General features: G+C 71.2%; 21 protein-coding genes. 6 read left to right on the forward strand and 15 right to left on the reverse strand.

The window, feature by feature from the left end; all coding sequences use genetic code 11:
* Nucleotides 1-20: 20 nt before the first annotated feature.
* The gene (locus ACZ7OY_RS10775) at nucleotides 21-536 is read right to left on the reverse strand and encodes a YceI family protein (protein ID WP_471911069.1); all 516 of its coding nucleotides are present in this window, start codon (nucleotides 534-536) and stop codon (nucleotides 21-23) included.
* 113 nt (nucleotides 537-649) lie between these two features.
* On the opposite strand from ACZ7OY_RS10775, the gene ACZ7OY_RS10780 reads away from it, so the two are divergent.
* Entirely contained in the window at nucleotides 650-1,174 is a 525-nt protein-coding gene (locus tag ACZ7OY_RS10780) for a MarR family winged helix-turn-helix transcriptional regulator (protein ID WP_471911070.1), read from the forward strand.
* Nucleotides 1,175-1,202: 28 nt separating this feature from the next.
* On the opposite strand, the gene ACZ7OY_RS10785 is transcribed toward ACZ7OY_RS10780, so the two are convergent.
* The 3 genes from ACZ7OY_RS10785 to ACZ7OY_RS10795 all read right to left on the reverse strand — a co-directional run bounded on the left by ACZ7OY_RS10785 (nucleotide 1,203) and on the right by ACZ7OY_RS10795 (nucleotide 3,725).
* Nucleotides 1,203-1,820 carry a sigma-70 family RNA polymerase sigma factor gene (locus tag ACZ7OY_RS10785; protein ID WP_471911071.1) on the reverse strand — a complete coding sequence of 206 codons (618 nt, stop codon included), beginning with the start codon at nucleotides 1,818-1,820 and terminating at the stop codon, nucleotides 1,203-1,205.
* Between the two features lie 181 nt (nucleotides 1,821-2,001).
* Nucleotides 2,002-2,709 carry a hypothetical protein gene (locus tag ACZ7OY_RS10790; protein ID WP_471911072.1) on the reverse strand — a complete coding sequence of 236 codons (708 nt, stop codon included), beginning with the start codon at nucleotides 2,707-2,709 and terminating at the stop codon, nucleotides 2,002-2,004.
* 125 nt (nucleotides 2,710-2,834) lie between these two features.
* Entirely contained in the window at nucleotides 2,835-3,725 is an 891-nt protein-coding gene (locus ACZ7OY_RS10795; protein WP_471911073.1) for an NAD(P)-dependent oxidoreductase, read from the reverse strand.
* A 269-nt stretch (nucleotides 3,726-3,994) separates the two neighbouring features.
* Between ACZ7OY_RS10795 and ACZ7OY_RS10800 the strand changes: the two genes are divergently transcribed.
* The gene (locus ACZ7OY_RS10800) at nucleotides 3,995-4,384 is read left to right on the forward strand and encodes a hypothetical protein (RefSeq protein WP_471911074.1); all 390 of its coding nucleotides are present in this window, start codon (nucleotides 3,995-3,997) and stop codon (nucleotides 4,382-4,384) included.
* A 51-nt stretch (nucleotides 4,385-4,435) separates the two neighbouring features.
* On the opposite strand, the gene ACZ7OY_RS10805 is transcribed toward ACZ7OY_RS10800, so the two are convergent.
* A complete protein-coding gene (locus ACZ7OY_RS10805; protein WP_471911075.1) occupies nucleotides 4,436-5,446 on the reverse strand; it encodes a helix-turn-helix transcriptional regulator in 1,011 nt (336 codons plus the stop codon).
* 262 nt (nucleotides 5,447-5,708) lie between these two features.
* Between ACZ7OY_RS10805 and ACZ7OY_RS10810 the strand changes: the two genes are divergently transcribed.
* Complete coding sequence (locus tag ACZ7OY_RS10810) at nucleotides 5,709-8,468, forward strand: M4 family metallopeptidase (RefSeq protein ID WP_471911076.1); 2,760 nt, start codon at nucleotides 5,709-5,711, stop codon at nucleotides 8,466-8,468.
* A gap of 343 nt (nucleotides 8,469-8,811) precedes the next feature.
* Here the strand turns inward: ACZ7OY_RS10810 and ACZ7OY_RS10815 are convergent, their stop codons facing one another.
* Together ACZ7OY_RS10815 and ACZ7OY_RS10820 are read right to left on the reverse strand one after the other, a co-directional pair.
* Nucleotides 8,812-10,140, reverse strand: a complete 1,329-nt coding sequence (locus ACZ7OY_RS10815; RefSeq protein ID WP_384723994.1) for a class I SAM-dependent RNA methyltransferase — start codon at nucleotides 10,138-10,140, stop codon at nucleotides 8,812-8,814.
* A gap of 123 nt (nucleotides 10,141-10,263) precedes the next feature.
* Complete coding sequence (locus ACZ7OY_RS10820; protein WP_471911077.1) at nucleotides 10,264-12,315, reverse strand: APC family permease; 2,052 nt, start codon at nucleotides 12,313-12,315, stop codon at nucleotides 10,264-10,266.
* 449 nt (nucleotides 12,316-12,764) lie between these two features.
* Here ACZ7OY_RS10820 and ACZ7OY_RS10825 point away from each other — a divergent pair, with 449 nt between their 5' ends.
* Both ACZ7OY_RS10825 and ACZ7OY_RS10830 read left to right on the forward strand, forming a co-directional pair.
* Nucleotides 12,765-13,436: a potassium channel family protein gene (locus ACZ7OY_RS10825; RefSeq protein WP_471911078.1), complete on the forward strand. Its 672-nt coding sequence runs from the start codon at nucleotides 12,765-12,767 to the stop codon at nucleotides 13,434-13,436.
* A complete protein-coding gene (locus ACZ7OY_RS10830; RefSeq protein WP_471911079.1) occupies nucleotides 13,433-14,113 on the forward strand; it encodes a potassium channel family protein in 681 nt (226 codons plus the stop codon). The genes ACZ7OY_RS10825 and ACZ7OY_RS10830 overlap by 4 nt, the downstream gene beginning before the upstream one ends.
* A gap of 85 nt (nucleotides 14,114-14,198) precedes the next feature.
* Here the strand turns inward: ACZ7OY_RS10830 and ACZ7OY_RS10835 are convergent, their stop codons facing one another.
* From ACZ7OY_RS10835 to ACZ7OY_RS10870, 8 genes are all read right to left on the reverse strand, one after another.
* Complete coding sequence (locus ACZ7OY_RS10835) at nucleotides 14,199-14,960, reverse strand: DUF3159 domain-containing protein (RefSeq protein ID WP_471911080.1); 762 nt, start codon at nucleotides 14,958-14,960, stop codon at nucleotides 14,199-14,201.
* A gap of 3 nt (nucleotides 14,961-14,963) precedes the next feature.
* Nucleotides 14,964-15,362 (reverse strand): OB-fold nucleic acid binding domain-containing protein, encoded by a 399-nt coding sequence (locus tag ACZ7OY_RS10840; protein ID WP_351617002.1) that lies wholly within the window; start codon nucleotides 15,360-15,362, stop codon nucleotides 14,964-14,966.
* 75 nt (nucleotides 15,363-15,437) lie between these two features.
* A complete protein-coding gene (locus ACZ7OY_RS10845) occupies nucleotides 15,438-16,121 on the reverse strand; it encodes a response regulator (protein WP_471911081.1) in 684 nt (227 codons plus the stop codon).
* On the reverse strand, nucleotides 16,118-18,832 hold the full coding sequence (locus ACZ7OY_RS10850; protein ID WP_471911082.1) for a sensor histidine kinase: 2,715 nt from the start codon (nucleotides 18,830-18,832) through the stop codon (nucleotides 16,118-16,120). The genes ACZ7OY_RS10845 and ACZ7OY_RS10850 overlap by 4 nt, the downstream gene beginning before the upstream one ends.
* Before the next feature lie 169 nt (nucleotides 18,833-19,001).
* Nucleotides 19,002-20,180, reverse strand: coding sequence for an alginate lyase family protein (locus ACZ7OY_RS10855; RefSeq protein ID WP_471911083.1), 1,179 nt, complete (start codon nucleotides 20,178-20,180; stop codon nucleotides 19,002-19,004).
* 196 nt (nucleotides 20,181-20,376) lie between these two features.
* A complete protein-coding gene (locus tag ACZ7OY_RS10860) occupies nucleotides 20,377-21,138 on the reverse strand; it encodes a DUF3710 domain-containing protein (protein WP_351617013.1) in 762 nt (253 codons plus the stop codon).
* 1 nt (nucleotide 21,139) lies between these two features.
* Entirely contained in the window at nucleotides 21,140-21,700 is a 561-nt protein-coding gene (dut, locus tag ACZ7OY_RS10865; RefSeq protein WP_471911084.1) for a dUTP diphosphatase, read from the reverse strand.
* Nucleotides 21,697-22,281, reverse strand: a complete 585-nt coding sequence (locus ACZ7OY_RS10870; protein WP_385530435.1) for a PaaI family thioesterase — start codon at nucleotides 22,279-22,281, stop codon at nucleotides 21,697-21,699. The genes dut and ACZ7OY_RS10870 overlap by 4 nt, the downstream gene beginning before the upstream one ends.
* Before the next feature lie 58 nt (nucleotides 22,282-22,339).
* Between ACZ7OY_RS10870 and ACZ7OY_RS10875 the strand changes: the two genes are divergently transcribed.
* On the forward strand, nucleotides 22,340-22,804 hold the full coding sequence (locus ACZ7OY_RS10875) for a DUF3093 domain-containing protein (RefSeq protein ID WP_351617019.1): 465 nt from the start codon (nucleotides 22,340-22,342) through the stop codon (nucleotides 22,802-22,804).
* Nucleotides 22,805-22,891: the final 87 nt, after the last annotated feature.

Raw genomic sequence — 22,891 nt, forward strand, 5'->3', positions numbered from 1 at the left:
AACGGCCTCCGGTCGGCAGGTCAGGAGGCTCGGGTGAAGCGGAGCGTGGTGGCGACCGTGGTCAGGCCGCGGATCATGCCCAGTTGGTTCCAGCCCATACCGAACTCCGCCCGGTCCACGGTGAACTCGGCGTCCAGCGTGAGCGCCCCGGCGTCCGCCGCGGTCACCCGGGCCGGGAAGGACAGCGGCCGGCTGATGCCGCGCACGGTCAGCTGACCGGACACCTCCACCGCGTCGCCGTCGCCGCCCCGCTCGACGTGGCGCGCCACGAAGGTGATCTCCGGGTGGTTGTCGGCGTCGAAGAGGTCGGCGGACCGCAGGTGGGTGTCGCGCTTGGCGTTCTTGGTGTCCAGGGAGGCGACGTCCAGGGTGAGGGTGCCGGTCGCGGTGCCGTCGGCGGCGACCTCGCCCCGGCCGGCCACGGCGCCGAAGACGCCCTTGACGGTGACCAGGCCCCACATCGTCCGGTGCCGGAGCGAGACGGCGGACGCGCTCGGGTCGAGCTGCCAGAGTCCGGTTTCCACGGCGACGGTCATGATCCTTCTCCAGGTGGTCCAAATTTGGATGTTCGAGATCCGCCACAGTAGCCGTACATCCAAATTTGAACAACCTACTAATCCAAAAATGGACAACAGGTAGACTCGACCCCATGGCAGTCCCCGATGAGCAGCCCGCCGACCTGCCTACCGACCTGCCCGAATGCCCGTCCATGCAGGGCACGGGGCTGCTCCCCGCCGAGCTGCGCGCCTGGATGCTGCTGCTCGCCGCGACGGGGGCGGTGGAACAGCGGCTGCGCACCGTGGTCAAGGAGCGGCTCGACGTCTCGCACGACGAGTTCCTGGTGCTGTGCCTGCTGGCGGAGCAGCCCCGGGAGGGCGTCCGGATGACCCGGATCGCGGACCTCCTGGGCCGCCCCAAGACCCGGCTCACCTACCAGATCGCCTGCCTCCAGCACGCCGGGCTCGTCACCCGCAGGTCGGTCCACGACGACCGGCGCGGCGTCGAGGTCGCCCTCACCGACAAGGCCCGCCGACTGCTGCGGGAGGCCTCGGACCAGCTCGCCGAGACGGTGACCCAGGCGCTCGCCAGCGTCATGGGACCGGAGCAGCGCGAGGCGGCGTGCGGGCTGCTGCCCGGCCTCGCCGGGGACGGCCGGGGCACCGCGACACCGTAGGCACCCCGCCCGCACCTCCGGACACGACTCAGGCGGCCGCCTCGGCCAGCAGCTCCAGCAGGGTCGCCCTGGCCCGTGCCACCCGGGACCGCACGGTGCCGACCGGACAGCCGCTCAACGCGGCCGCGTCCGCGTACGGCAGACCGAGCAACTGGGTGAGGACGAACGCCTCACGCCGCTCGGCCGGCAGCAGCCCCAGCAACTCCAGCAGACCGACCCCCTCTTCAAAACCGGGCAGGTCGCGGGGCTGGGCGCGCTCGACCGCCGACTGCCAGTCCGGTACGTCGCTCAGCCGGGGCCGGGCGGCGGCGTACCGGTAGCTGTCGATCACCGCGCGGCGGGCGATGGACAGCAGCCAGGACCGGGCGGAGGACCGCCCCTCGAAGCGGTGCAGACTGCCCAGCGCCCGCAGGAACGTGTCCTGCGCCAGATCGTCGACCGCCTGCGGATCGGCGCACAGATGGGCGACGTAGCGCAGGACATCGCGTTGCAGCGCGCGTACGAGTTGTTCGACCGCCCGCGCGTCACCGCCCCGGGCGGCCAGCGCCCAGGCGGTGACCGACTCGTCGGTCGATATCGCTCTGTCGTTCGTGCCGTTCGTGCCGTTCGGGGCGGGCGGGGAGCCGGGCAGGGTGGAGGAGATCACCTGGTGTCCTTCTCGAATCGTCCGGCGCACCACGGGCAGCCCGGGGTGCCCCGGATCCGGACCTCGGCGCATACGGCGGCGCGGACGGTCCGGTGAGCGGGGAGACACGGCCGCGGCGCCTGCGCGCACGTACGACCGTGGCCCGGGGCGCACAGGGGCGGCCCCGGGTTGCCGGCTGCCGTCAGGCGGCAGCGGTCCCCGCGGGCGGCCCCCGGGAGGTGATCGCGTGAACGAGCAGGAGAAGACGGGGAGCCCGGTCCGAGCGGGGACGGCCCACACCGAGGCGCGGCCGGTCCGCCGGGGCGGGCAGGGCGAGCAGCAGCCGCAGGGGCGCCGCGAGCCGGCCGGCCACGGTCCGCAGGATGCGGAAGACGGCCTTCTCCCCGTACGCCAGCCAGAGCCCGCACAGCGAGGCGGCCAGAAGGTGGGCGACGAGCATGCCGTACGAGGACGACCCACCGCCCATGAGGGGATCGCCACCGAGGAGATTGCCCATGCGATCCACATGGTCCATATGGACCGTATGCCCCATGGAGTTCATGGGATCCATGGACCGCATGGATCCCATGTCCATACCGCCCATGCCCATATCCATTCGCATGTTCATGTTCATGGGGGTGGCCGTGTCCGCGGACGTCGACTGGGCGAGGGCGAACGCCGAGTGCAGTGCCGTCTGGGCGGCGACGACGGCGGTCACGACCAGCGGCAGCCCACGCTCACGGCCCGTCAGACACCAGCCGAAGGCACCGGTGACGACCATGGCGACGGTCAGCACCCGACCGGGCACGTACGAGCCCGACATCATGACGTGGCCCAGGGCGGCGAGCAGCACACAGACGGCCGCGAACACCGCGGCCCGTACCGTGCGCGAACACCACCCCGCCGTCATGCCGCCCCATCCTTGCACCCGGGTTTCAGGTCGTCAGACGTGAGTACGGATTTTCCCGGCCGGGACTCGCGTCCGGCTCGACCGTTCTGCTCGGCCGGCCGGTCGGCTCAGTCGGCCGGGTCGGCTCAGGCGGAAGGCTTCTCGTCGAAGCTCGCGAAGTACGCGGCGGCCATGTCCTCGTCGGCGTGCCCCTGCGCGGCAGCGCGCTCCAGGCGCTCGGCGCTCGCGGCGGCCACGTCGAGCCGGACACCGTGGCGTGCACCGGCCTCGACGATCAGCCGGGCGTCCTTCGCCGCGGTCGCCACCGCGAAGGACGCCGGGGACAGTCGCCCCTCCAGCACGAGTTCGGACTTGGCCCGCAGATAACCCATGTCGAGCGGGCCCCCAGCGATCAGGTCGAAGAAGCTCTGCGGGTCCACCCCCAGCCCCTCCGCCAGGGCCAGCACCTCGCCGGTCGCGGCGGTGGCCGCGATGACCCAGCTGTTGGCGACGAGCTTCAGCCTGCTGGCGCTGCCGGCCGCGCCGTCCTCGCCGGTCCACACCGTACGGGCGCCCACGGCGTCGAACACCGGCGTCACCAGGTCCCGCGCCTCGGCCGGACCGGCGGCCAGCACGGTCAGCTGACCGGCCTCCGCGGGCTGGCGGGTGCCCAGCACGGGGGCGTCGTAGAAGTGCAGGCCGTGCTCGCGGGCGAAGGCGGCCAGCTCGTCGATCGCCTCGACACCGGCGGTGGTCGCCTGCACCCAGGCGGTGCCGGGCCGCAGCGCGGGCGCCGCCTGGCGCATCACGTCCAGGGCCGCGCGGCCGTCGTACAGCATGGTCAGGACGACATCGGTGCCCTGGACCGCCTCGGCGGGATCACCGGCGACGTACGCGCCGTCGGCGGCCAGCGGTTGCGCCTTGTCCCGGCTGCGGTTCCAGACCCGCACGGCATGTCCGGCACGAGCCAGATTGCGGGCCATCGCGGCACCCATGATCCCGGTGCCCAGGACGCTCACGCTGCGCATGTCACTCATCTTCGGGGTTTCCTGTTCGTCGGGCCGAGGGGCCGCGCGGGGCTCGGACCGCGCGGGTCTCGGACTGTGCGGGGATATCGGACTGTGCAGGTCTTGGGCTGATTACCCCAGGGTGACGCGGACCGGGCGGTCCAGCCATGCCTGATGGTCCGTTGAGCATCGGGACGGGGCGCTTGCCGGCCAGGCGTGCCACGGCCCGCAACCGAAGGCGGACGGATCACGTCAAGGACTTCGGCAGCCTCCGCACCCACCGCACGGGGAGACACGCGATGACGCAAGCGGGTCCGTCGGGCCCTCCGCGACCCCGGTCCGGTGGGATCCTGTTCGGTGTCCTCTTCGGGGGCCTGACCGCGGTGGTCTCCCTCACCGCCATCGGGAGGGTGTGGGCGGCGTGCGACATCGGCGTCAACGCGGCGGCCGACAGCATGACCCTGCTCTTCCTCGCCCCGCTCATCTGGATCGCCACGGCCGTCGTGTGGGTCGTCCTGTACGGCACCCTGGGCAGGCGCCACCCCGGCCCGGCGCTGACTGCGGGGATCGCCTTCACCGTCTGGTTCACGTGGTTCCTGGTGACCTGGCTGGGGATCGCGGACTCCTACCCCGACCCGATCTGCCCGGGCAACGTCCCGCCCTGGTGGCCGGATCACCTCCCCACCTGACCGTGCGGGGCAGCGCCACGGGAGACCGTACGGCGAAGCGGCTCGCCGCACTCACACCGTCAACCAGCCCCGCATCGCCGCCTGCACCCCCGCCTGGAACCGGGTCTGCGTGTTGAGCAACTGCATCAGCCGGGTGATGCGGCGGCGGACCGTGTGGACGTGGATGTCGAGGCGCCGGGCGATCGCCTCGTCCTTCAGACCGGAGGCGAGCAGGGTCAGCAACTCCCTTTCCTCGTCCGTGATCTGACTTTCCGACACCGATCCGATGGGTACGGCGCGTTCCCAGATCGCCTCGAACAACGGCACCAGCGCGTTGCTCAGGAGCGAGTCGCTCACCACCAGCGCCGAGGCCGTCGGGTCCGCCGCGTCGGTCGGCGGCAGCAGCGTCACCCGCCGGTCGACCGTGATCAGTTTCGTCGGCAGGTCCATGCCCACCCGGATCTGCACGCCGTGCGCGGAAAGGTCGCCCAGGCCGCGGGCGCGGCCCGGGAAGCGCAGGCCCTCGCGGTCCACCACGGTCCGCACCCGCACCCCGCGCCGTACCGGTTCGGTCACGTCGAGCGGGGAGGGCATCCCGTCCGGCTCGCTCGACGCGTAGGGCGGCCGGTCCAGGAGCGCCACCTCCTCCGTGGCCGAGACGAGCAGCGAGGCCACCCGCGAGGCGATCGCCTCGCCGCCCCGGACCGTCTCGATGCCGAGCGTGGGAGCACCGTGCGCGGAACTCAGCAGGTGGGCGGCCATCCGGTCCACCGCTCCGGTGAGTTCCTCCAACTCGGCCGATCTGCGCAGCAGTTCGGCCTGGTGCAGATGGATCAGGTTGCGCAGAGCGGTGGCGGGGGCGATCGCGGCGGGCACGGCGGCCGCGCGGCCGGGCCGGGTGAACCCGCGTTCGGAGAGGTGGTCGAGGACGGCGGCCAGCCGGGCGGCGGAGAGTCCGACGGACCGGGCGAGGGCGTCCTCGGACGGGTGTTCAGGGACATTCAGCAGCGCCTCGTAGACCCGGAGTTCCTCCGTTCCCAGCCCGAGAGCCTGCCATTGCGCGTCCACCTTGCCCCGCTCCACGCCGGGATTCTCACCCGATCCGTGCAGGCCACACAAGTGTGCACGTACACAAGTGCACACCTGGAACACATTGTTCACACCCTGGGTCCGGTACTTGCATGTCCGCATCCGATATCCGTTCACGCGTCAGTGGCACCGGAGGGGCACCGTGCGGAGTGCAGCACGCAGGAGATCAGCCAGAGCGGGACAGGGGTCCGGCGGCATATCCGTCGGCCAGGGCACAGCGGCTTTGCTAGCCGCCGCGGGCCTGTTGGTGACAGTCGTGCCGGCCGCCCACGCGGACACTGCCGCCACGTCCGCCACGTCCGCCGCGTCCGATGTGACGCCGGGCACCGAGACCGACACCCCCTCACTCGTCACCGGGCTGAACGAGGAGGCCGACGCCGGCGTGGCCGCGGCCGACGCCGCCCGCGACCACCTCAAGGCCAGGAAGAGCCGCTACCACATCGCGGACACCTCGGCGAAGGACCTGGCCTCGGCCGGAACCACGACCGACAAGAGCGGCCGGGAGACGGTCCGCCTCCAGCAGAAGTACAAGGGTGTCCCGGTCCTCGGCGGCCAGTACATCGTCCGGATGACGAAGAAGGACGGCAGGCGCACCGTCACCGGCACCTCCGGCAACTACTTCACCGCGGTGAAGCTCGACTCGGTCACCCCGAAGGTCTCCGAGAAGACCGCGATCGAGCGTGCGGTCGGCGCCGTCTCCGCGCAGCTCGGCGGCGGCCTGCTCAGGGCCCCGGCCAAGGACGGGCAGACCGGTGCGGACGGCACCCTCACCGGCAAGGCCGCGGGCGTGACCATCCTGCCCCAGGGCGCAGGTGTGCTGACCCGGCACATCACCGTCACCGGCACCAGCCCGGCCGACGGCACGCCCGTACGGCAGGAGGTGTACGTCGACGCCCACTCCGGCTACGCGGTGATGCAGTACAGCGACATCCAGACCTTCGGTGCGACGGGCACCGCCACCGGCGCCGCCGACGGCACCGCGGCGGCCGACGACACGGCCGCCACCACGGCCGCCGACCAACTGGTGGTCAAGGGCACGGGCGTTCGCTACAACGGCGAGAAGACCGAGATCAATCTGTACAAGGACATCACGGGTGTCTACCAGATGATCGACTACAGCAAGCGCCCCGCGGACAGCCCGTACAAGGGCGAGATGATCGCCACGTACGACGCCCGTGGCCGTGACGTCTCCACCGCGTCCGGCGCCTGGCCGAGCGGCATCAAGACGTTCCGGTCGGACACCACCGACCTCGGCGCCGACTTCACCGACTCCGGCGCGGTCGACGCCCACTGGGCCGCCGGCAAGGTCTACGACTACTACAAGAACCACTTCGGCCGCAGCGGCATCGACGGCAAGGACGGCTTCATCTACTCCCTGGTCGGCGTGACGTCGAACGGGCAGCCGTACGACAACGCCTTCTGGGACGGCACCAAGATGGTGTACGGCCAGGGCGGCGGCGACTACCGCACCTTCTCCGCCGACGCCGACGTCGTCGGCCACGAGATGACGCACGGTGTCACCGAGCACACCGCGGGCCTGGTCTACGCGGGCCAGTCCGGCGCGATGAACGAGGCGATCTCCGACTACTTCGGCAACGCCATCGACCTGGAGGCCAACGGCCAGTCGATGGACGACCCGGACTCGGGACTCCTCGGCGAGGACCTGTGCACCACCAAGAGCCCGCGCGAGTGCGCCCTGCGCGACCTCAACGACGGCGCCACCACGTCGAAGGACTTCATCGGCGTCACCTTCCGCGGTGACAACGGTGGCGTGCACCTCAACTCCACGATCTTCTCCGGCGCCCTGTGGGACATGCGCCAGGACCTCGGCGGCGACCTCGCGGACCAGATCGTCTACCGCGCGCTGTCCGCGTACATGACCCCGCTGGACGGCTTCACCGAGGGCCGCGCCGCGGTCATCGCCGCCGCGCAGGAACTGGGTGTCACCAAGGCCCAGTTGAAGACCGTCAAGACCTCCTTCGACGCGCACGGCATCGTGCCCGGCTGGGAGAAGGCGATCGGCATCGACACCGACACGATCCTGTCCAAGGTCAACGTGGCCGGTACCGGCGTGAGCGCGGGCAACGGCAAGTACGCGCTCTCCCGTTCCAACGAGGACGGCAGCGAGCCGTACTCGGTGTGGGTCGGCAACACCAGCGGCAAGGGCACGCCGGAGCAGAAGAGCCCCAACAACGGCGACTACAACGTCTACGCCACCACGGACGGCAAGAACGTCGCCTGGGCCGAATTCGCCTCCGACTCGGTCTACTTCCACGTACGCCCGGTCGGCAGCGGTGTCGACAAGGTCATCGGCGGCACCGCCGCCAACGTCTCCGGACTCGCGCTGAACGGCGACATCCTCGCCTACACCGCGCCGGACCCGTACTACGGCCGCCAGCACGTCTGGTACCTCAACATCAAGACCGGCGACATCAAGCAGGTCAACACCAGCTACGCCATCTCCACCGCACTGCCCTCGGTCCGTGACGGCAAGATCGCCTACGCGAAGCTGTGGCCCGAGTCCGACGGCTACAAGCTCGGCGTCGAGGTCCTCGACACGGCCACCGGCAAGACCACGCTGATGCCGGTCGACAAGTCCACGACGGCCGGCCTCGGCCAGACCGCCCTCACCGACGACGGCGTCACCTGGATCGAGGACGACGACATCACCGACTCCGGCCAGGCCGCGGTCAAGCGCGCCGCGCTCGACGGCTCGGGCCCGGTCACCCTCACCCCGGAGTCCGGCGCCGGCTCGCTGTACGCCTACTCCCTGACGGCCTCGGACGACGCGGTCACCGTGACCACGCTGCCCCCGGCCACCTCGTGGGCCAACGACACGCTGCCGAAGCTGTACCAGGTGGCGTCCGACGGCGAGGGCGGCGCGCAGCGCGTCTCCTGCAACCGCGGCGACCAGGTGTACGCGGCCGCGGACAGCGGGCAGCGCGTGCTCTGGCTGGACGGCACCACCGGCTACACGAACCTCGTGAAGCGGGACCGCCCGGCGGGCTCCTGCTGAGCCTGCCCACCGCGGAACGGGAGCGGCCGGACTCCGATGGGGGAGCCCGGCCGCTCCTTGCACATCCGCTCGGCCGGTGACCGGCAGAAGCCGGTTCGCGTCCGGGACTCGCCTCCGGGACCGGGGATTCGCCGGTGACGGCGATGCGTGAGGTGTCCACGCCGTGTCCCTCGCCGTGCTTCACGACCCACTGGCCCACGGCGTGGTTCTGCTCCGGTCGACGAAGCCGACCGGCACACTGCGACGACGGAGGGACCACCGCCGGGACGGTGGTACCGGGCGTCACGGACATCGTTCCGCCGGCAGGCCGCCGCCCGTACCGCGCACTCAGGGAAATAGCAGGTCAGCGACCCTTCCCCGCAGGCTCCAGGATCGCCACGCACTCCACATGGTGCGTCATCGGGAACAGGTCGAACGCGCGCAGTGTGCGCACCTTGTAGGCGTTGTCGCGGAAGTACCCCAGGTCGCGGGCCAGGGCCGCCGGGTCGCAGGCCACGTACGCGATGCGGCGGGCGCCCAGCGACGCGAGGTGTTCGACCGTCTTCCTGCCCGCGCCCGCTCGCGGCGGGTCCAGGACGATGAGGTCGACCTCGGTGATGCCGGTGCGGGGGAGGACGGATTCGACCTTGCCCTGTTCGATGCGGACGCGGTCGAAGGCGGCGAGGTTGTGGCGGGCGTCCTCGACCGCGCGCTTGCCGGACTCGATGCCGAGGACCGCGCCCGTCTCGCCGAGGCGGTCGGCGAGGGCGCCGGCGAAGAGGCCGACGCCGCAGTACAGGTCGAGGGCCATCTCGCCCTTGCGGGGCAGCAGGCCCTGCATGACGGCCTTGACGAGGGTGTCGGCGGCCATCGGGTGGACCTGCCAGAAGCCGCCGCTGCCGACGCGGTAGGTGCGGCCGTCGGCGCGCTCGCGCACGAAGGCGCGGCCGTGGACGCGATGGATGCCGCCGTCCTGTTCGGCGACCCGCATCACGGAGACCGGCCTGTCGAGCTCGACGAGGGGCAGGCGGGCGCCGGGGCGGGGCTCCAGGATCACCATGCGGTCCTGGGAGCCGGTGGCGGCGATCGCGTCCACGGACGCCATGCCGGACCAGTCGCGCTCCTCGATGCCGAGCTCGCTGACGCCCGGCGCGGCGATCATGCAGTGCTCGACCGGCTCGACCTCGTGCGAGCGGTGGCGGCGCAGTCCCGCGTTGCCGTCGGCGTCCACGGCGTACTGGACGCGGGTGCGCCACTGCGGCACCTCGCCGGCGGGCAGCTTGTCGCCCTCGGCCGGCATCACCGTGCCGTCCCAGCCGGCCTCCTCGGGGGTGAGGCCCGCGAGCCGCTGGAGCTGCTCGGCGATCACCTCGCCCTTGAGGCGCCGCTGGGCGCCGGGCTTGGCGTGCTGCCAGTCGCAGCCGCCGCAGCGGCCGGGGCCGGCGTAGGGGCAGGGCGCCTCGACGCGGTCCTTGGAGGCCTCCAGCACCTGGACCGCGTCCGCGCGAAGGAAGCGGGCCCCCTCCTCGCCCTCGGTCACCCGGGCCACCACCCGTTCGCCGGGCAGCGTGTGCCGGACGAAGAGCACCTGGCCCTCGGACGTACGGGCGATGCAGTGCCCGCCGTGGGCGACGGGGCCGACCTCGACCTCGTACTCCGCCCCGACCAGCGACTTCTTCGGTTCTGCCTGCATGGCGGGGTGACTCCACAACATCGAGAGAGGAACGGCCGGACAACAGCCCACCAGTCTACGTGGGTGTCGTCCGGCCGCTCACCACGAGGCGCACGCCGGTCGCCCGGCCGCCCGGTCTCCCGGTCAGCTCTCGACCGTCGTGGACTCCTTCTGGCGCTCCTCCGCCGGACCGCGCCGGACGGCACCCGGAGCGTTCCACTCCTGCCGCTTGCGGGCCCGGTTGCGGGCCGCCTCGGAGGACTCCAGCTGGTACGGCACCGAGGTCACCATGATGCCCGGCGTGAACAGCAGTCGGCCCTTGAGCCGCAGCGCGCTCTGGTTGTGCAGCAGGTGCTCGTACCAGTGGCCGACCACGTACTCGGGGATGATCACGGAGACCACGTCGCGCGGGGACTCCTTGCGCAGGCCCTTGACGTACTCGATGACCGGCCGCGTGATCTCGCGGTACGGCGAGTCGAGCACCTTCAGCGGTACGTCGATGCCGCGCCGCTCCCACTCCTCGCGCAGCGCCTTGGTCTCCGCCGGGTCGACGTTGACGGTGAGCGCCTCCAGGGTGTTGGAGCGCATCAGCTTGGCGTAGGCCAGGGCACGCAGGGTGGGGCGGTGGATCTTGGAGATCAGCACGACCGAGTGCACCCGGGACGGCCGCAGGCTGTCGTCGCTCGGGCCCTCCGGGGCCGCGATCTCCTCGGCCACCCGGTCGTAGTGGCGGCGGATGGACGTCATCGTCACGAAGAAGATGAACATGCCGAGCAGGGCGACCCAGGCGCCGTGCGTGAACTTGGTGACGAGGACGACGACCAGGACCAGGCCGGTGAAGAACGCGCCGAAGGTGTTGATGGCGCGCGAGCGGAGCATGTGACGGCGCTGGTCGGGGTTCCGCTCGGTGGCCAGGTGGCGGTTCCAGTGCCGGACCATGCCGATCTGGCTCAGCGTGAAGGACACGAACACGCCGACGATGTACAGCTGGATCAGCCGGGTGGAGTCGGCGCCGTAGATGACGACCAGGAGGCTCGCCGCGCCGGCCAGCAGCACGATGCCGTTGGAGAAGGCCAGGCGGTCGCCGCGGGTGTGCAGCTGGCGCGGGAGGTAGCGGTCCTGGGCGAGGATCGAGCCGAGCAGCGGGAAGCCGTTGTAGGCGGTGTTCGCGGCCAGGAACAGCACCAGGGCGGTCGCGGCGGCCAGCACGATGAACAGGAAGCTGCCCTTGCCGAACACGGCCTCGGCGACCTGCGAGATCACCGGGTTCTGTACGTAGCCGGAACCGACCGGGATGCCGTTGTGGATCAGGTCGGTGGCGGGGTTCTCGGCCATCCGGACGTTGGTCGCCGTGGCCAGCGCGATGATGCCGCAGAACATGGTGACGGCGAGCAGACCCATCATGGCCAGCGTGGTCGCCGCGTTCTTCGACTTGGGCTTGCGGAACGCCGGGACACCGTTGGAGATCGCCTCGACGCCGGTGAGGGCGGCACAGCCGGAGGAGAAGGCACGCAGCAGCAGGAAGACGAGGGCGAAGCCCGCGAGGCCCTGGTGCTCGGCCTTGATGTGGTAGTCGGCGGTCGGCGCGCTCATGGTGTCGCCGAGGACCAGGCCGCGGAAGGCGCCCCAGGCGATCATGATGAAGACACCGGCGACGAACACGTACGTCGGGATCGCGAAGAGCGTGCCCGACTCCTTCACGCCGCGCAGGTTCATCAGCGTCAGCAGCACGATCACGGCGACCGCGCAGAACACCTTGTGCTCGACGACGAAGGGGACGGCGGAGCCGAGGTTCTCGATGCCGGAGGCGATGGACACCGCGACGGTGAGGACGTAGTCGACGAGCAGCGCGCTGGCGACGGTGAGCCCGGCCCGGGGGCCGAGGTTGGTGGTCGCCACCTCGTAGTCGCCGCCGCCGCTGGGATAGGCGTGGACGTTCTGACGGTACGAGGCGACCACGGTGAACATCAGCACGACGACCGCGACGGCGATCCAGGGGCTGAAGTGGTACGCCGACACGCCCGCGATGGACAGGACCAGCAGTACCTCTCCGGGCGCGTACGCGACGGAGGACAGCGGGTCGGAGGCGAAGACGGGGAGAGCAATGCGCTTCGGCAGCAGGGTTTCCCCGAGCCGATCACTGCGCAGTGCGCGCCCGATCAGGATCCGTTTGGGCACGTCGGTCAGTTTGGACACAACAGAGCATCGTAGGCCTTCGAACACAGACTCGCCCACCTGGCACCCCGGATATGCCTCACGGGTGAACTCGGGGACCCGACGGGCTGCTGATTCCGCAGGTGGTGCGGCCCTCGTGCCTAGATGTCTGGACCCCTGCCGTCGCCGCCCCCGGAGGTTCCATGTCCACGACCGCAGAGCTGATCGGCGCCGCCGTGAGCCTTGTCGGCCTCGGATTCCTGACCCTGTGCAGCGTGCGCAGCATCACGCGCCGCTGAGTGCCGCCGGCCGCCGCTCCCGCACGGCGGCGCGCTGCCCGCAACGCGATGACTGCGTGGACCGCACCGCGGGTAGGACCGCGGAGTGACTGCACAGGGGTGCCCCACGCGCACCGCGCGTGTGTAGCTTGGGCGGCGGTCTGAGACCCTGTTCAAGCCATAGTCAACAACCCTTGACCTCGGAAGGACGTCGTGCACATCGTCATCATGGGCTGCGGCAGAGTGGGTTCCGCTCTCGCGCAGACCCTGGAGCAACAGGGGCATACGGTCGCCGTGATCGACCAGGACCCCACCGCCTTCCGACGACTGGGCTCCTCTTTCGGCGGCCGTCGGGTCACCGGCGTCGGCTTCGACCAGGACACCCTGCGTGAGGCCGGCATCGAGGAGGCCGGCGCATTCGCCGCGGTGTCCAGCGGCGACAACTCGAACATCATCGCGGCCCGCGTGGCCCGCGAGATGTTCGGCATCGAGAACGTCGCGGCCCGCATCTACGACCCCCGGCGCGCCGAGGTCTACCAGCGTCTGGGCATTCCCACGGTGGCCACCGTCCGCTGGACGGCCGACCAGATGCTGCGCCGGCTGCTGCCGTCCGGTGCGGAGCCGCTGTGGCGCGACCCCACCGGCGGTGTGCAGCTCGCCGAGGTGCACACCGCCAGCTCCTGGGTCGGTCACCGGATCAGCGAGCTCCAGGAGGAGACGGGCGTACGGGTGGCGTTCCTGACGCGCCTGGGCGAGGCGATCGTGCCGACCTCGCTGACCGTGCTCCAGGAGGGCGACCTGGTGCACGTGATGATGCGCACCGACGACGTCGAGAAGGTCGAGGCGGCGTTCGCCGAGGGCCCGAAGGAGGGCGGTCACCGATGAGGGTCGCCATTGCCGGTGCCGGTGCGGTCGGCCGTTCGATCGCGGGCGAGCTGCTGGAGAACGGCCACGAGGTCCTCCTCGTGGACAAGGCGCCGACCGCCATCTCGGTCGAGCGGGTCCCGCAGGCGGAGTGGCTGCTCGCCGACGCCTGCGAGATCACGTCGCTGGACGAGGCGGCGCTCCAGCGCTGCAACGTCGTGATCGCCGCGACGGGTGACGACAAGGTCAACCTGGTCGTCTCTCTGCTGGCGAAGACGGAGTACGGCGTTCCGCGGGTGGTCGCCCGCGTCAACAACCCGAAGAACGAATGGCTCTTCAACGAGTCGTGGGGCGTTGACGTGGCCGTCTCCACCCCGCGCCTGATGTCGGCCCTGGTCGAGGAGGCGGTGAGCGTCGGCGACCTGGTCCGGCTGCTGCGCTTCAGCCACGGCGACGCCAACCTCGTCGAGCTGACCCTGCCGGAGGAGTCGGCCCTGGCCGGCACCCAGGTCGGCGATGTGGAGTGGCCGGAGGACACCTCGCTGGTCACCATCATCCGCGGGAACCGCGTCCTCACCCCGACCCAGGAGGACTCCCTGGAGGCAGGTGACGAACTGCTGTTCGTGGCCGCGCAGGCCCGCGAGGAGCAGCTGGAGGACCTGCTGTCGGTGCGCCGCGACAGCAGCACGTCGAGCTAGCGCCACTGACGCCTCTGGTCTACGACGATGGGGGCGCCCGGAGATCTCCGGGCGCCCCCATCGTCGTACTCGTGTCTGCGTCTGCCTAGCGGCGGTGGCGTCCGCCCGTGGCCTCTCCGCGTTCCGCGGCCTCCTCGGCGAGCGCGGCCTTGCGCTCCTCCTCGGCCTTCTCCTCCGCCTCCATCTCGGCGAAGACGTCGATCGGCGCCGGCGCCTTCGCCAGGAAGACCCAGGTGAGCCAGACGGCCAGCAGGAAGGGCGGGATCTTCAGGGCGACCAGCACCCAGCCGAGCTGGGCGGTGTTCGCCCACCAGTACAGCGGGAAGAGGACCGCGCACTTGGCGAGCAGGATCAGGCCCCAGGCCCAGCTGGCCTTGGCGTACGCCTTCTTGCGGCCGGGGTTGCGGGTCCGCCAGGAGAGGTTCTCCTTGAAGACCGGGCCGAGGATCAGACCGATCAGCGGGACACCGCACAGCGTGGTGACGATGTACGCCACGGCCAGGCCGAGCGTGTAGAGCATGCCGGGGAGGTAGAAGTCCTTGGCGTTGCCCGTCATCATCGCGAACACGACACCGAAGGCGACGCCGAAGACACCGCTGAAGGCGTGCTTGACGGTGTCCTTCATGACCAGCCGGACCACGACCAGGACCAGCGACACGGCCAGCGCGGCGATGGCCGACCAGTGCAGGTCCTTGTTGATCGTGAAGATGGTGACGAAGAGCAGGCCGGGCAGCACCGTCTCGACCATGCCCCGCACCCCGCCGAACGCCTCGAAGAGCGCGGCTTCCGTCACCGCCCGGGCGTCGTCCTGCTGAGTGTCCTGGGTCGGCTTGTCGAGCGACGTCACCGGCTACTCCCGTCCGAGGGGTCTCAGTTCGTACTTGGGGTTGAAGAGCACTCGCCGGCCCCGGCTCATCGAGATCCGGCCCGACGCGATCAGCCTGCGCCCGGGTTCGATCCCCACGATGGAACGCCTGCCGAGCCACACCACGTCCAGCGCCGCGGAGCCGTCGAACAACTCGGCTTCCAGGGCCGGGACTCCGGCTCGCGGCCGCAGGGTGACCGTGCGCAAGGTACCAGTAACCGTCACTATCTGCCGGTCCTGGCAGTCGCCGATGCGGATGCAGCCGGCGGTTTCGGCGTCCTCCCGCAGCTCCTCGGACTCCAGGTCCTCCTGGGACGAGGAGAGCCGGTCGAGCATGCGCCGGAACCGGCCCACCGGTTTCTCGGAACGAGGAACAGCACTCATATCTGAAGCGTACCGGGGTGCCCTGCCAAGGACGTACCCGCGGTGACGGCACCCGAACCGGCCCCGTGCTCCGGCTCACTTCTCGAACCGGTACCCCATCCCCGCCTCCGTGATGAAGTGCCGCGGGTGCGAGGGGTCCGTCTCCAGTTTCCGGCGCAGCTGGGCCATGTACACCCGGAGGTAGTTCGTCTCGGTCCCGTAGGAGGGACCCCACACCTCCTGGAGGAGCTGCTTCTGGCTGACCAGCCGGCCGGTGTTGCGCACCAGCACCTCCAGCAGATGCCACTCCGTGGGCGTCAGGCGTACGTCCCTGCCGTCCCGGTTGACCTTCTTGGCGACCAGGTCGACGGTGAAGCCCTCGGTCTCCACCAGCGCGTCGTCCTCGCCGGCCCCGACGGGTTCGGCCCGGCGGACGGCGGCCCGAAGCCGGGCCAGCAGTTCGTCCATGCCGAACGGCTTGGTGACGTAGTCGTCGGCGCCCGCGTCGAGCGCCTCGACCTTCTCGTCGGAGGAGTGGCGGGCGGACAGCACCAGGATCGGCACCCTGGTCCAGCCGCGCAGCCCCTTGATCACCTCGACGCCGTCCATGTCCGGCAGGCCGAGGTCGAGGACGACCACGTCCGGGTGACGGGCGGCGGCGAGCTGGAGCGCGGTGGCGCCGTCGTAGGCCGCGTCGACCTCGTACTTGCGGGCCCTGAGGTTGATCACGAGGGCGCGGACGATCTGCGGCTCGTCGTCTATCACGAGCACCCTGGTCATCTGACCTGCCTTTGCGGTTGTACGGGCCGTGGTGGTTGCACGGGCTCTTCGGATTGCACGGGCTCTCCCGGTCGCGCGGGTTCCTCCGGCGACGCGGAAGCCGCCGGTCGCGCGGGTTCGTCCGGCGACGCGGAAGCTGCCGGTCGCGCGGGTTCTTCGGGCCTCGCGGGTTCGGCGGACCGGACGGGCCGGGCCGGCTGGACGGGTTCGGGGGCCGCTCCGGCCGCGCACAGGGTGAGGACCATGGTGAGGCCGCCGCCGGGGGTGTCCTCGGCGGTGAGCGTGCCGCCCATCGCCTCGGCGAAGCCGCGCGCGACCGCGAGACCGAGGCCGACGCCGGCGCCGCGCGGGGCGTCGCCGTAGCGCTGGAAGGGCTCGAAGATGCGTTCCTTGGCCTCGTCCGGGACGCCCGGCCCGCGGTCCACCACCCGCACCTCGACCCGGTCCGCGATGGCGCTGGCGGCGACCAGGACGCGCTTGCCGCGCGGGCTGTACTTGACCGCGTTCTCGACCAGGTTGGCCACCACGCGCTCCAGCAGCCCGGCGTCGACCGCGACCATGGGCAGGGTCTCGGGGACGTCCAGCTCGACGCTGTCCTCGGGAACGCCGCCGAGCGCCATCGGCACGACCTCGTCGATGTCCGTCTCGCGGATGATCGTGGCGACCGTGCCGGTCTGCAGGCGGGACATGTCGAGGAGATTGCCGACCAGGTGGTCCAGGCGGTCGGCGCCCTCCTCGATGCCCTCCAGCAGCTCGGCCCGGTCCTCCTCGGACCACTCGACGTCCTCCGAGCGCAGGGACGACACCGACGCCTTGATCCCGGCGAGCGGGGTGCGCAGGTCGTGGCTGACGGCGGCGAGCAGCGCGGTGCGGATGCGGTTGCCCTCGGCCAGCGTGCGGGCCCGGTCGGCCTCCTCCTGCAGCCGCCGCCGGTCCAGGACGACGGCGGACTGGGCCGCGAACGCGGCCAGGACACGGCGGTCCTCGGCGGGCAGTACCCGCCCGGTGAGCGCCAGCGCCATATGGTCCCCGACCGGCATGTCCACGTCGGCGTCCTCGGGCCGCTCCAGCGGCCGCCCGAGCCCCACGCTTCCCGCGACGGTCCAGGGCGCGACGTCGCTCTCGCGCTCCAGCAGTGCCGCCGACTCCATGCCGAAGGTCTCGCGCACCCGCTCCAGCAGCGCCTCCAGGCTGGTCTCGCCGCGCAGCACGTCGCCCGCGAGGAAGGAGAGGATCTCCGACTCCACCCGCAGCCGGGCCGCCTGGTGGGTGCGCCGGGCGGCGAGGTCCACGACCGAGGCCACCGACACCGCCACCCCCACGAAGATCACGATGGCGACGATGTTCTTCGGGTCGGCGATCGTCAGCCGGTGCAGCGGGGGCGTGTAGTAGTAGTTCAGCAGGAACGATCCGACAGCGGCCGAGCCGAGCGCCGGGAGCAGCCCGCCGAGCAGGGCCGCCGCCACCGTCAGCGCCAGGAACAGCAGCATGTCGTTGGCCAGGCCCAGGTCGACCGTGTTCAGCACCAGCGCCAGGAGCACCGGGCCGACCACGCCGACGAGCCAGCCCCAGATGATCCGGGCCCGCCCCAGCCGTGCGCCCCGGGCGGCCGGCAGTCCGCGCCCCTTGCCCGCCTCGCCGTGGGTGATCAGGTGGACGTCGAGGTCGGGCCCCGACTCCCGGGCCACGGTGGCCCCCACGCCCGGCCCGAAGACGTACTGCCAGCTGTTGCGCCGCGAGACGCCGAGCAGGATCTGGGTGGCGTTGACTCCGCGGGCGAAGGCCAGCAGGGCCGCCGGTATGTCGTCGCCGACCACGTGGTGGAAGGTGCCGCCCAGATCCTCGACCAGGGTCCGCTGGACGGCCAGTTCCTTGGGCGAGGCCGAGGTCAGCCCGTCGCCGCGGGATATGTAGACGGCCAGCACCTCGCCGCCCGCGCCCTTCTCGGCCAGCCGGGCGGCCCGCCGGATCAGCGTCCGGCCCTCCGGGCCGCCGGTCAGACCGACCACGATCCGCTCCCGCGAACCCCAGATCGCCGACACCCGGTGCTCGCTGCGGTACTGCTGGAGGTACTCGTCGACCCGGTCCGCCACCCACAGCAGCGCCAGCTCCCGCAGCGCGGTCAGGTTCCCGGGGCGGAAGTAGTTCGACAGGGCCGCGTCGACCTTGTCCGGCTGGTAGATGTTGCCGTGCGCCATCCGGCGGCGCAGCGCCTGCGGCGACATGTCGACCAGCTCGATCTGGTCGGCCCGGCGCACCACCTCGTCCGGCACGGTCTCGCGCTGGCGCACCCCTGTGATGGACTCCACCACGTCGCCCAGCGACTCCAGGTGCTGGATGTTCACCGTCGAGACCACGTCGATGCCCGCAGCGAGCAGTTCCTCCACGTCCTGCCAGCGCTTGGCGTTGCGCGAGCCCGGGATGTTCGTGTGGGCCAGTTCGTCCACCAGGGCGACGGCGGGCGCACGCCGGAGCACCGCGTCCACGTCCATCTCGGTGAAGATCGCGTCCCGGTGGTCGAGCTCCTTGCGCGGGACGAGCTCCAGACCGTGCAGCATCACCTCGGTGCGCGGCCTGCCGTGGTGCTCCACGAAGCCCACCACGCAGTCGGTGCCGCGTTCCACCCGCCGATGTGCCTCGGACAGCATGGCGTACGTCTTGCCCACGCCCGGTGCCGCACCGAGATAGATCCGAAGCTTGCCGCGTGCCATGGCCCCATTGTCTTCCCGTGCCGCCTGCGTACGCAGCGTCGACCTTACGGTGGGCCGGATCGACAAAACGGTCGAGAAGGGGGGATGGAGGTCGTCATTGACACAACCCTGACGCCTCCGGCGCGGGGCCGGCGCGGCCGTGGTCCGGCCGGCCCCCGGGCTGCGCGGCTCAGCCGGCGTTGTCCCCGTGGGTGAGGGTCTCCCAGGCGACGAACAGGTTGTTGCTGCCGGCCGGACGGTTCTGGAGGGTGAGTGCCTGGGTGTTGGTCATCGCGATGCCCAGCCGGTTGTGCAGGGCGTTGTAGCCGACCTCGGTGACCGGACCGAGGCCGAGGTTCAGCGTGCCGCCGCACAGCCAGCTCGGGACGGCGGTGCCGAGCTGGTACTTGGACTGGAAGCCGAGCGCCTGCCGCAGCCGCTCGCCGACGTCGGTCCCGTACAGGTCCTGGCCCTGGATACGGCTGGTCTCGGCGACGTGCGAGATGGACGAGATGCCGTACCCGGTGTGGGTGAAGTCGCGGCAGGTCTCCTGGGTGAGACCGGTGACGAAGGTCGACTGGCCCTGCCAGTAGCCGACGATCTTCGCCGTGGTGTCGAGGTTCTGGCTCGGCACGGTCTTCGGGAGCGCGCCGTCGGAGGCCAGGTAGACGTACGCGGCGGTACGGGTCCGGAACTTCGCCATGGCCTTGTCGTACGACGTGCGGTCCTCCAGGAAGACGGAGATGCCGACGGCCGCCTCCATCATGGTCAGTTCCCAGTTGCCGTTGGAGTTGGAACCGTTGATGACCTCGGGGAGGTAGACGTCGCGCAGCATGGTCGCGAAGCGCCCGGAGTTGGGCCAGCTCCCGGTGTACGTGTACTTGACGATCTCCGCGGCCTTGGCCCAGGAGGAGCCGGCCCAGCCGGTCTGGAGGGGCGCGTTGCTGTTGGTGTGGTCCTTGATCACCGCGGACCACGCGTCCATCAGCGCGATGGACTTCTGTGCGTACCGGCTGTCCCGGGTGATGTACCAGGCGAGGGCGTCGGTGTACGCGGCGATCGCGTCCTCGCGCTCGTCGGTGCAGCCGTAGTTGGGGTTGGAGTACGAACCGCACTCGACGGTCGCGCGCGGCGCCGGGGTGCGGTTCAGGTCGGCGTACTTGCTCGCCAGCATCTGGTCGAAGGCGCCCTTCCAGGGCTGGGCACCGGCCTGGACCTGGGCCCGGGCCAGGTCCAGCTGCCCCTTGGAGACGGTGACGCCGGGGTGGACGAAGGCGGCGGGGGCGGCCTGGGCCTGGCGGGCGGCGGGCCAGACTAAGGCGCCGGCGACCAGGACGGTGACGGTGGCGAGGAGTGCGGTACGGCGCATGGTGGGGAGCCATCCGTTCTTGTATGTGAACGATGAGCGCCTGCATGAACGCAGGCGCTGCGCCGAGACCATAGGTACAGACCAACCGCCCGTCAAGGTGGCGCGCACATGACGAAGGGCCGTACCCCGCCGGGGTACGGCCCTTCGTGTACGACTTCGTGTACGACTCCGCGTACGACTTCGTGGACGCCTGTGCTCAGCGAACCTCGGTGATCTCCGGTCCGCGCTGGAGCTGGCCCATGCCACCGGAGAAGCGCGAACCGGCCTCCTCCTGCTGGACGCCCTCGGGCACCATCTGGGCGTCGTTCGGCAGCTTCAGGACGATCGGGTCACGGGGGGCCATCGGGCCCTCGCCCCGCACCACGACGGTGTCCCGGAAGATCTGCTCCAGCAGACCGGCCGCCTGCGGCTGCACCGCGCCCTGGCCCGAGATGACCCCGCGCAGGAACCAGCGGGGGCCGTCCACGCCGACGAACCGCACGACCTGGAAGCCGCCCGTGCCGTCGGGCAGCTGCACCGGCACCTGGGCCCGCAGCTCCCAGCCCAGCGGACCCTCGACCTCGTCGACGATGCCGCCCTGCTGGGTGATGCCCGAGCCGATCTCCTCGCGCACCTCGCCCCAGATGCCCTCGCGCTTGGGAGCGGCGAAGGCCTGGAGCTGGATGGCGCTGTCGTGCAGCACGACGGTGGCGGCGACGATCGCGTCACCGGCCACCTCGACCCGCAGCTCCATGCCGTCGACGCCGGGCACGAACAGGCCGCCGAGGTCCACCCGGCCCTCGCCCGGCTCGCGCACCTCGGTGTCGTCCCAGGGCCCGTCGGGCCGCGGCTCGGGCTCGAGCCGCACGCGCTCGCGTGCGCCCTCTACGTCCGCCTCGGTGTCGACGCTGTCGACGACCTGCTCGGCCTCGCCGGCCGCGCCGTCGGCGGCATCCCTCTTCTTGCGACGTCCGAACACGTCACTGTCCTTCCCGGTCGGATACGACCGAAGCGTATCTATACCCACCCGTTGCGCCGCCGTCGGCGGCCTGACCGCTTGTGCCGCTCGCGCCGCCCACCGCGGCATGGCCGCCGGTGGACCCGAAGCCCCCCTCGGCCCGTACCGAGTCGGGAAGCTCCGCGACCTCCTGGAAGCGAACCCTCTCGACCTGCTGGACTACCAGTTGGGCAATCCGGTCGAAGCGCTCGAACCGCACCGACTCGCGCGGGTCGAGATTCACCACGATCACCTTGATCTCCCCACGGTACCCGGCATCAACCGTCCCCGGGGCATTCACCAGGGCGACGCCGCAACGGGCGGCGAGTCCGGACCGGGGGTGCACGAAGGCCGCGTACCCCTCCGGGAGGGCGATCGACACCCCGGTGGGCAGCACCGCCCGCTCCCCCGGCGCCAGCTCGCAGGCCTCGGTGGTACGCAGGTCGGCTCCGGCGTCACCGGGCTGTGCGTACGCGGGAAGCGGCACCTCGGGGTCGACGCGCCGGATCAGCACGTCCAGCGGTTCACGTCCGGCGGGGCTCACGGGTTCACCTCGAAGGCGCGGGCGCGGCGGATCTGGTCCGGGTCGCTCATGGCGGCCTGGATCTCCTCCTCGCGGCCGTTGCGGACGAAGTGCTCGACCGCGACCTCGACGAACAGGGCGTCGGCGCGGACGGCGACGGGGCCCTCCGGGCCGCCGATGCGTCCGGTGGCCGTCGAGTAGATCTTCCGGCCGGCCACCGCGGTCACCTCGGCCTCCAGGTGCAGCGTCGTCCCCACCGGTACGGGCCGCACGAAGTCGGTCTCCAGCCGTCCGGTCACCGCGATGGTCCGCAGCAGCCAGTTCAGCGAGCCGAGGGTCTCGTCGAGCGCGGTCGCGAGCACGCCGCCGTGCGCGAGCCCGGGAGCGCCCTGGTGGGCGGGCTGGACGGTGAACTCGGCGGTGATCGTGACGCCCGTACCGGCCCGCGCCTGGAGGTGCAGCCCGTGCTGCTGCTCTCCGCCACATCCGAAACACTGTTCGTAGTGGGCACCGAGAAGCTCGCCGGGTGCGGGAGCGTCGGGGTGCCGCACCGGTTTCACGGCGTCGTCGGGAGGCTGAAGAGCTGGGGAAGTACCACTCACAGGCGCAGACCTTACCCGCGCGTCGGCCGTCTCCGGACACCGTGCCAAGCTTGGCTCCATGCAGCACTCCGCCACCCCGTACGAAGAACGCCTGACCGCCCCCCGCTCGTGGTGGCTGATCTCGTTTCTCGTGGGCGTCGCCTGCGCCCTGGTCCTGCTCCCGTTCGGCACCCTGCCGATGCTCGGCGGCCTGGTCGGCGGCACCGCGGCCGCGGCCGTCACGGCCAGTTCCTACGGCTCGCCGCGCATCCGTGTGGTCGGGGACTCCCTGATCGCGGGCGAGGCGAAGATCCCCGTGGCGGCGCTCGGCGAGGCAGAGGTCCTGGACGCCGAGGAGGCCCGCGCCTGGCGCACCTACAAGGCCGACGTACGCGCCTTCCTCCTGCTGCGCTCCTACATCCCCACGGCGCTGCGCGTGGAGGTCACGGACCCGGAGGACCCGACGCCGTACCTGTACCTGTCGACCCGGGAGCCGGAACGCCTGGCGGAGGCCCTGAAGGCCGCCCGGACGGCCTCGGCGTAACACGCTGGCACTGGCCGGCCCCGCGGGGGTCCCGGCGGCCGGAAGACGCACTGGAAGGCCCGGAAGGGGTTCGCGAAGACGGGCTCC

This window comes from Streptomyces sp. NPDC107559, from assembly GCF_055657365.1.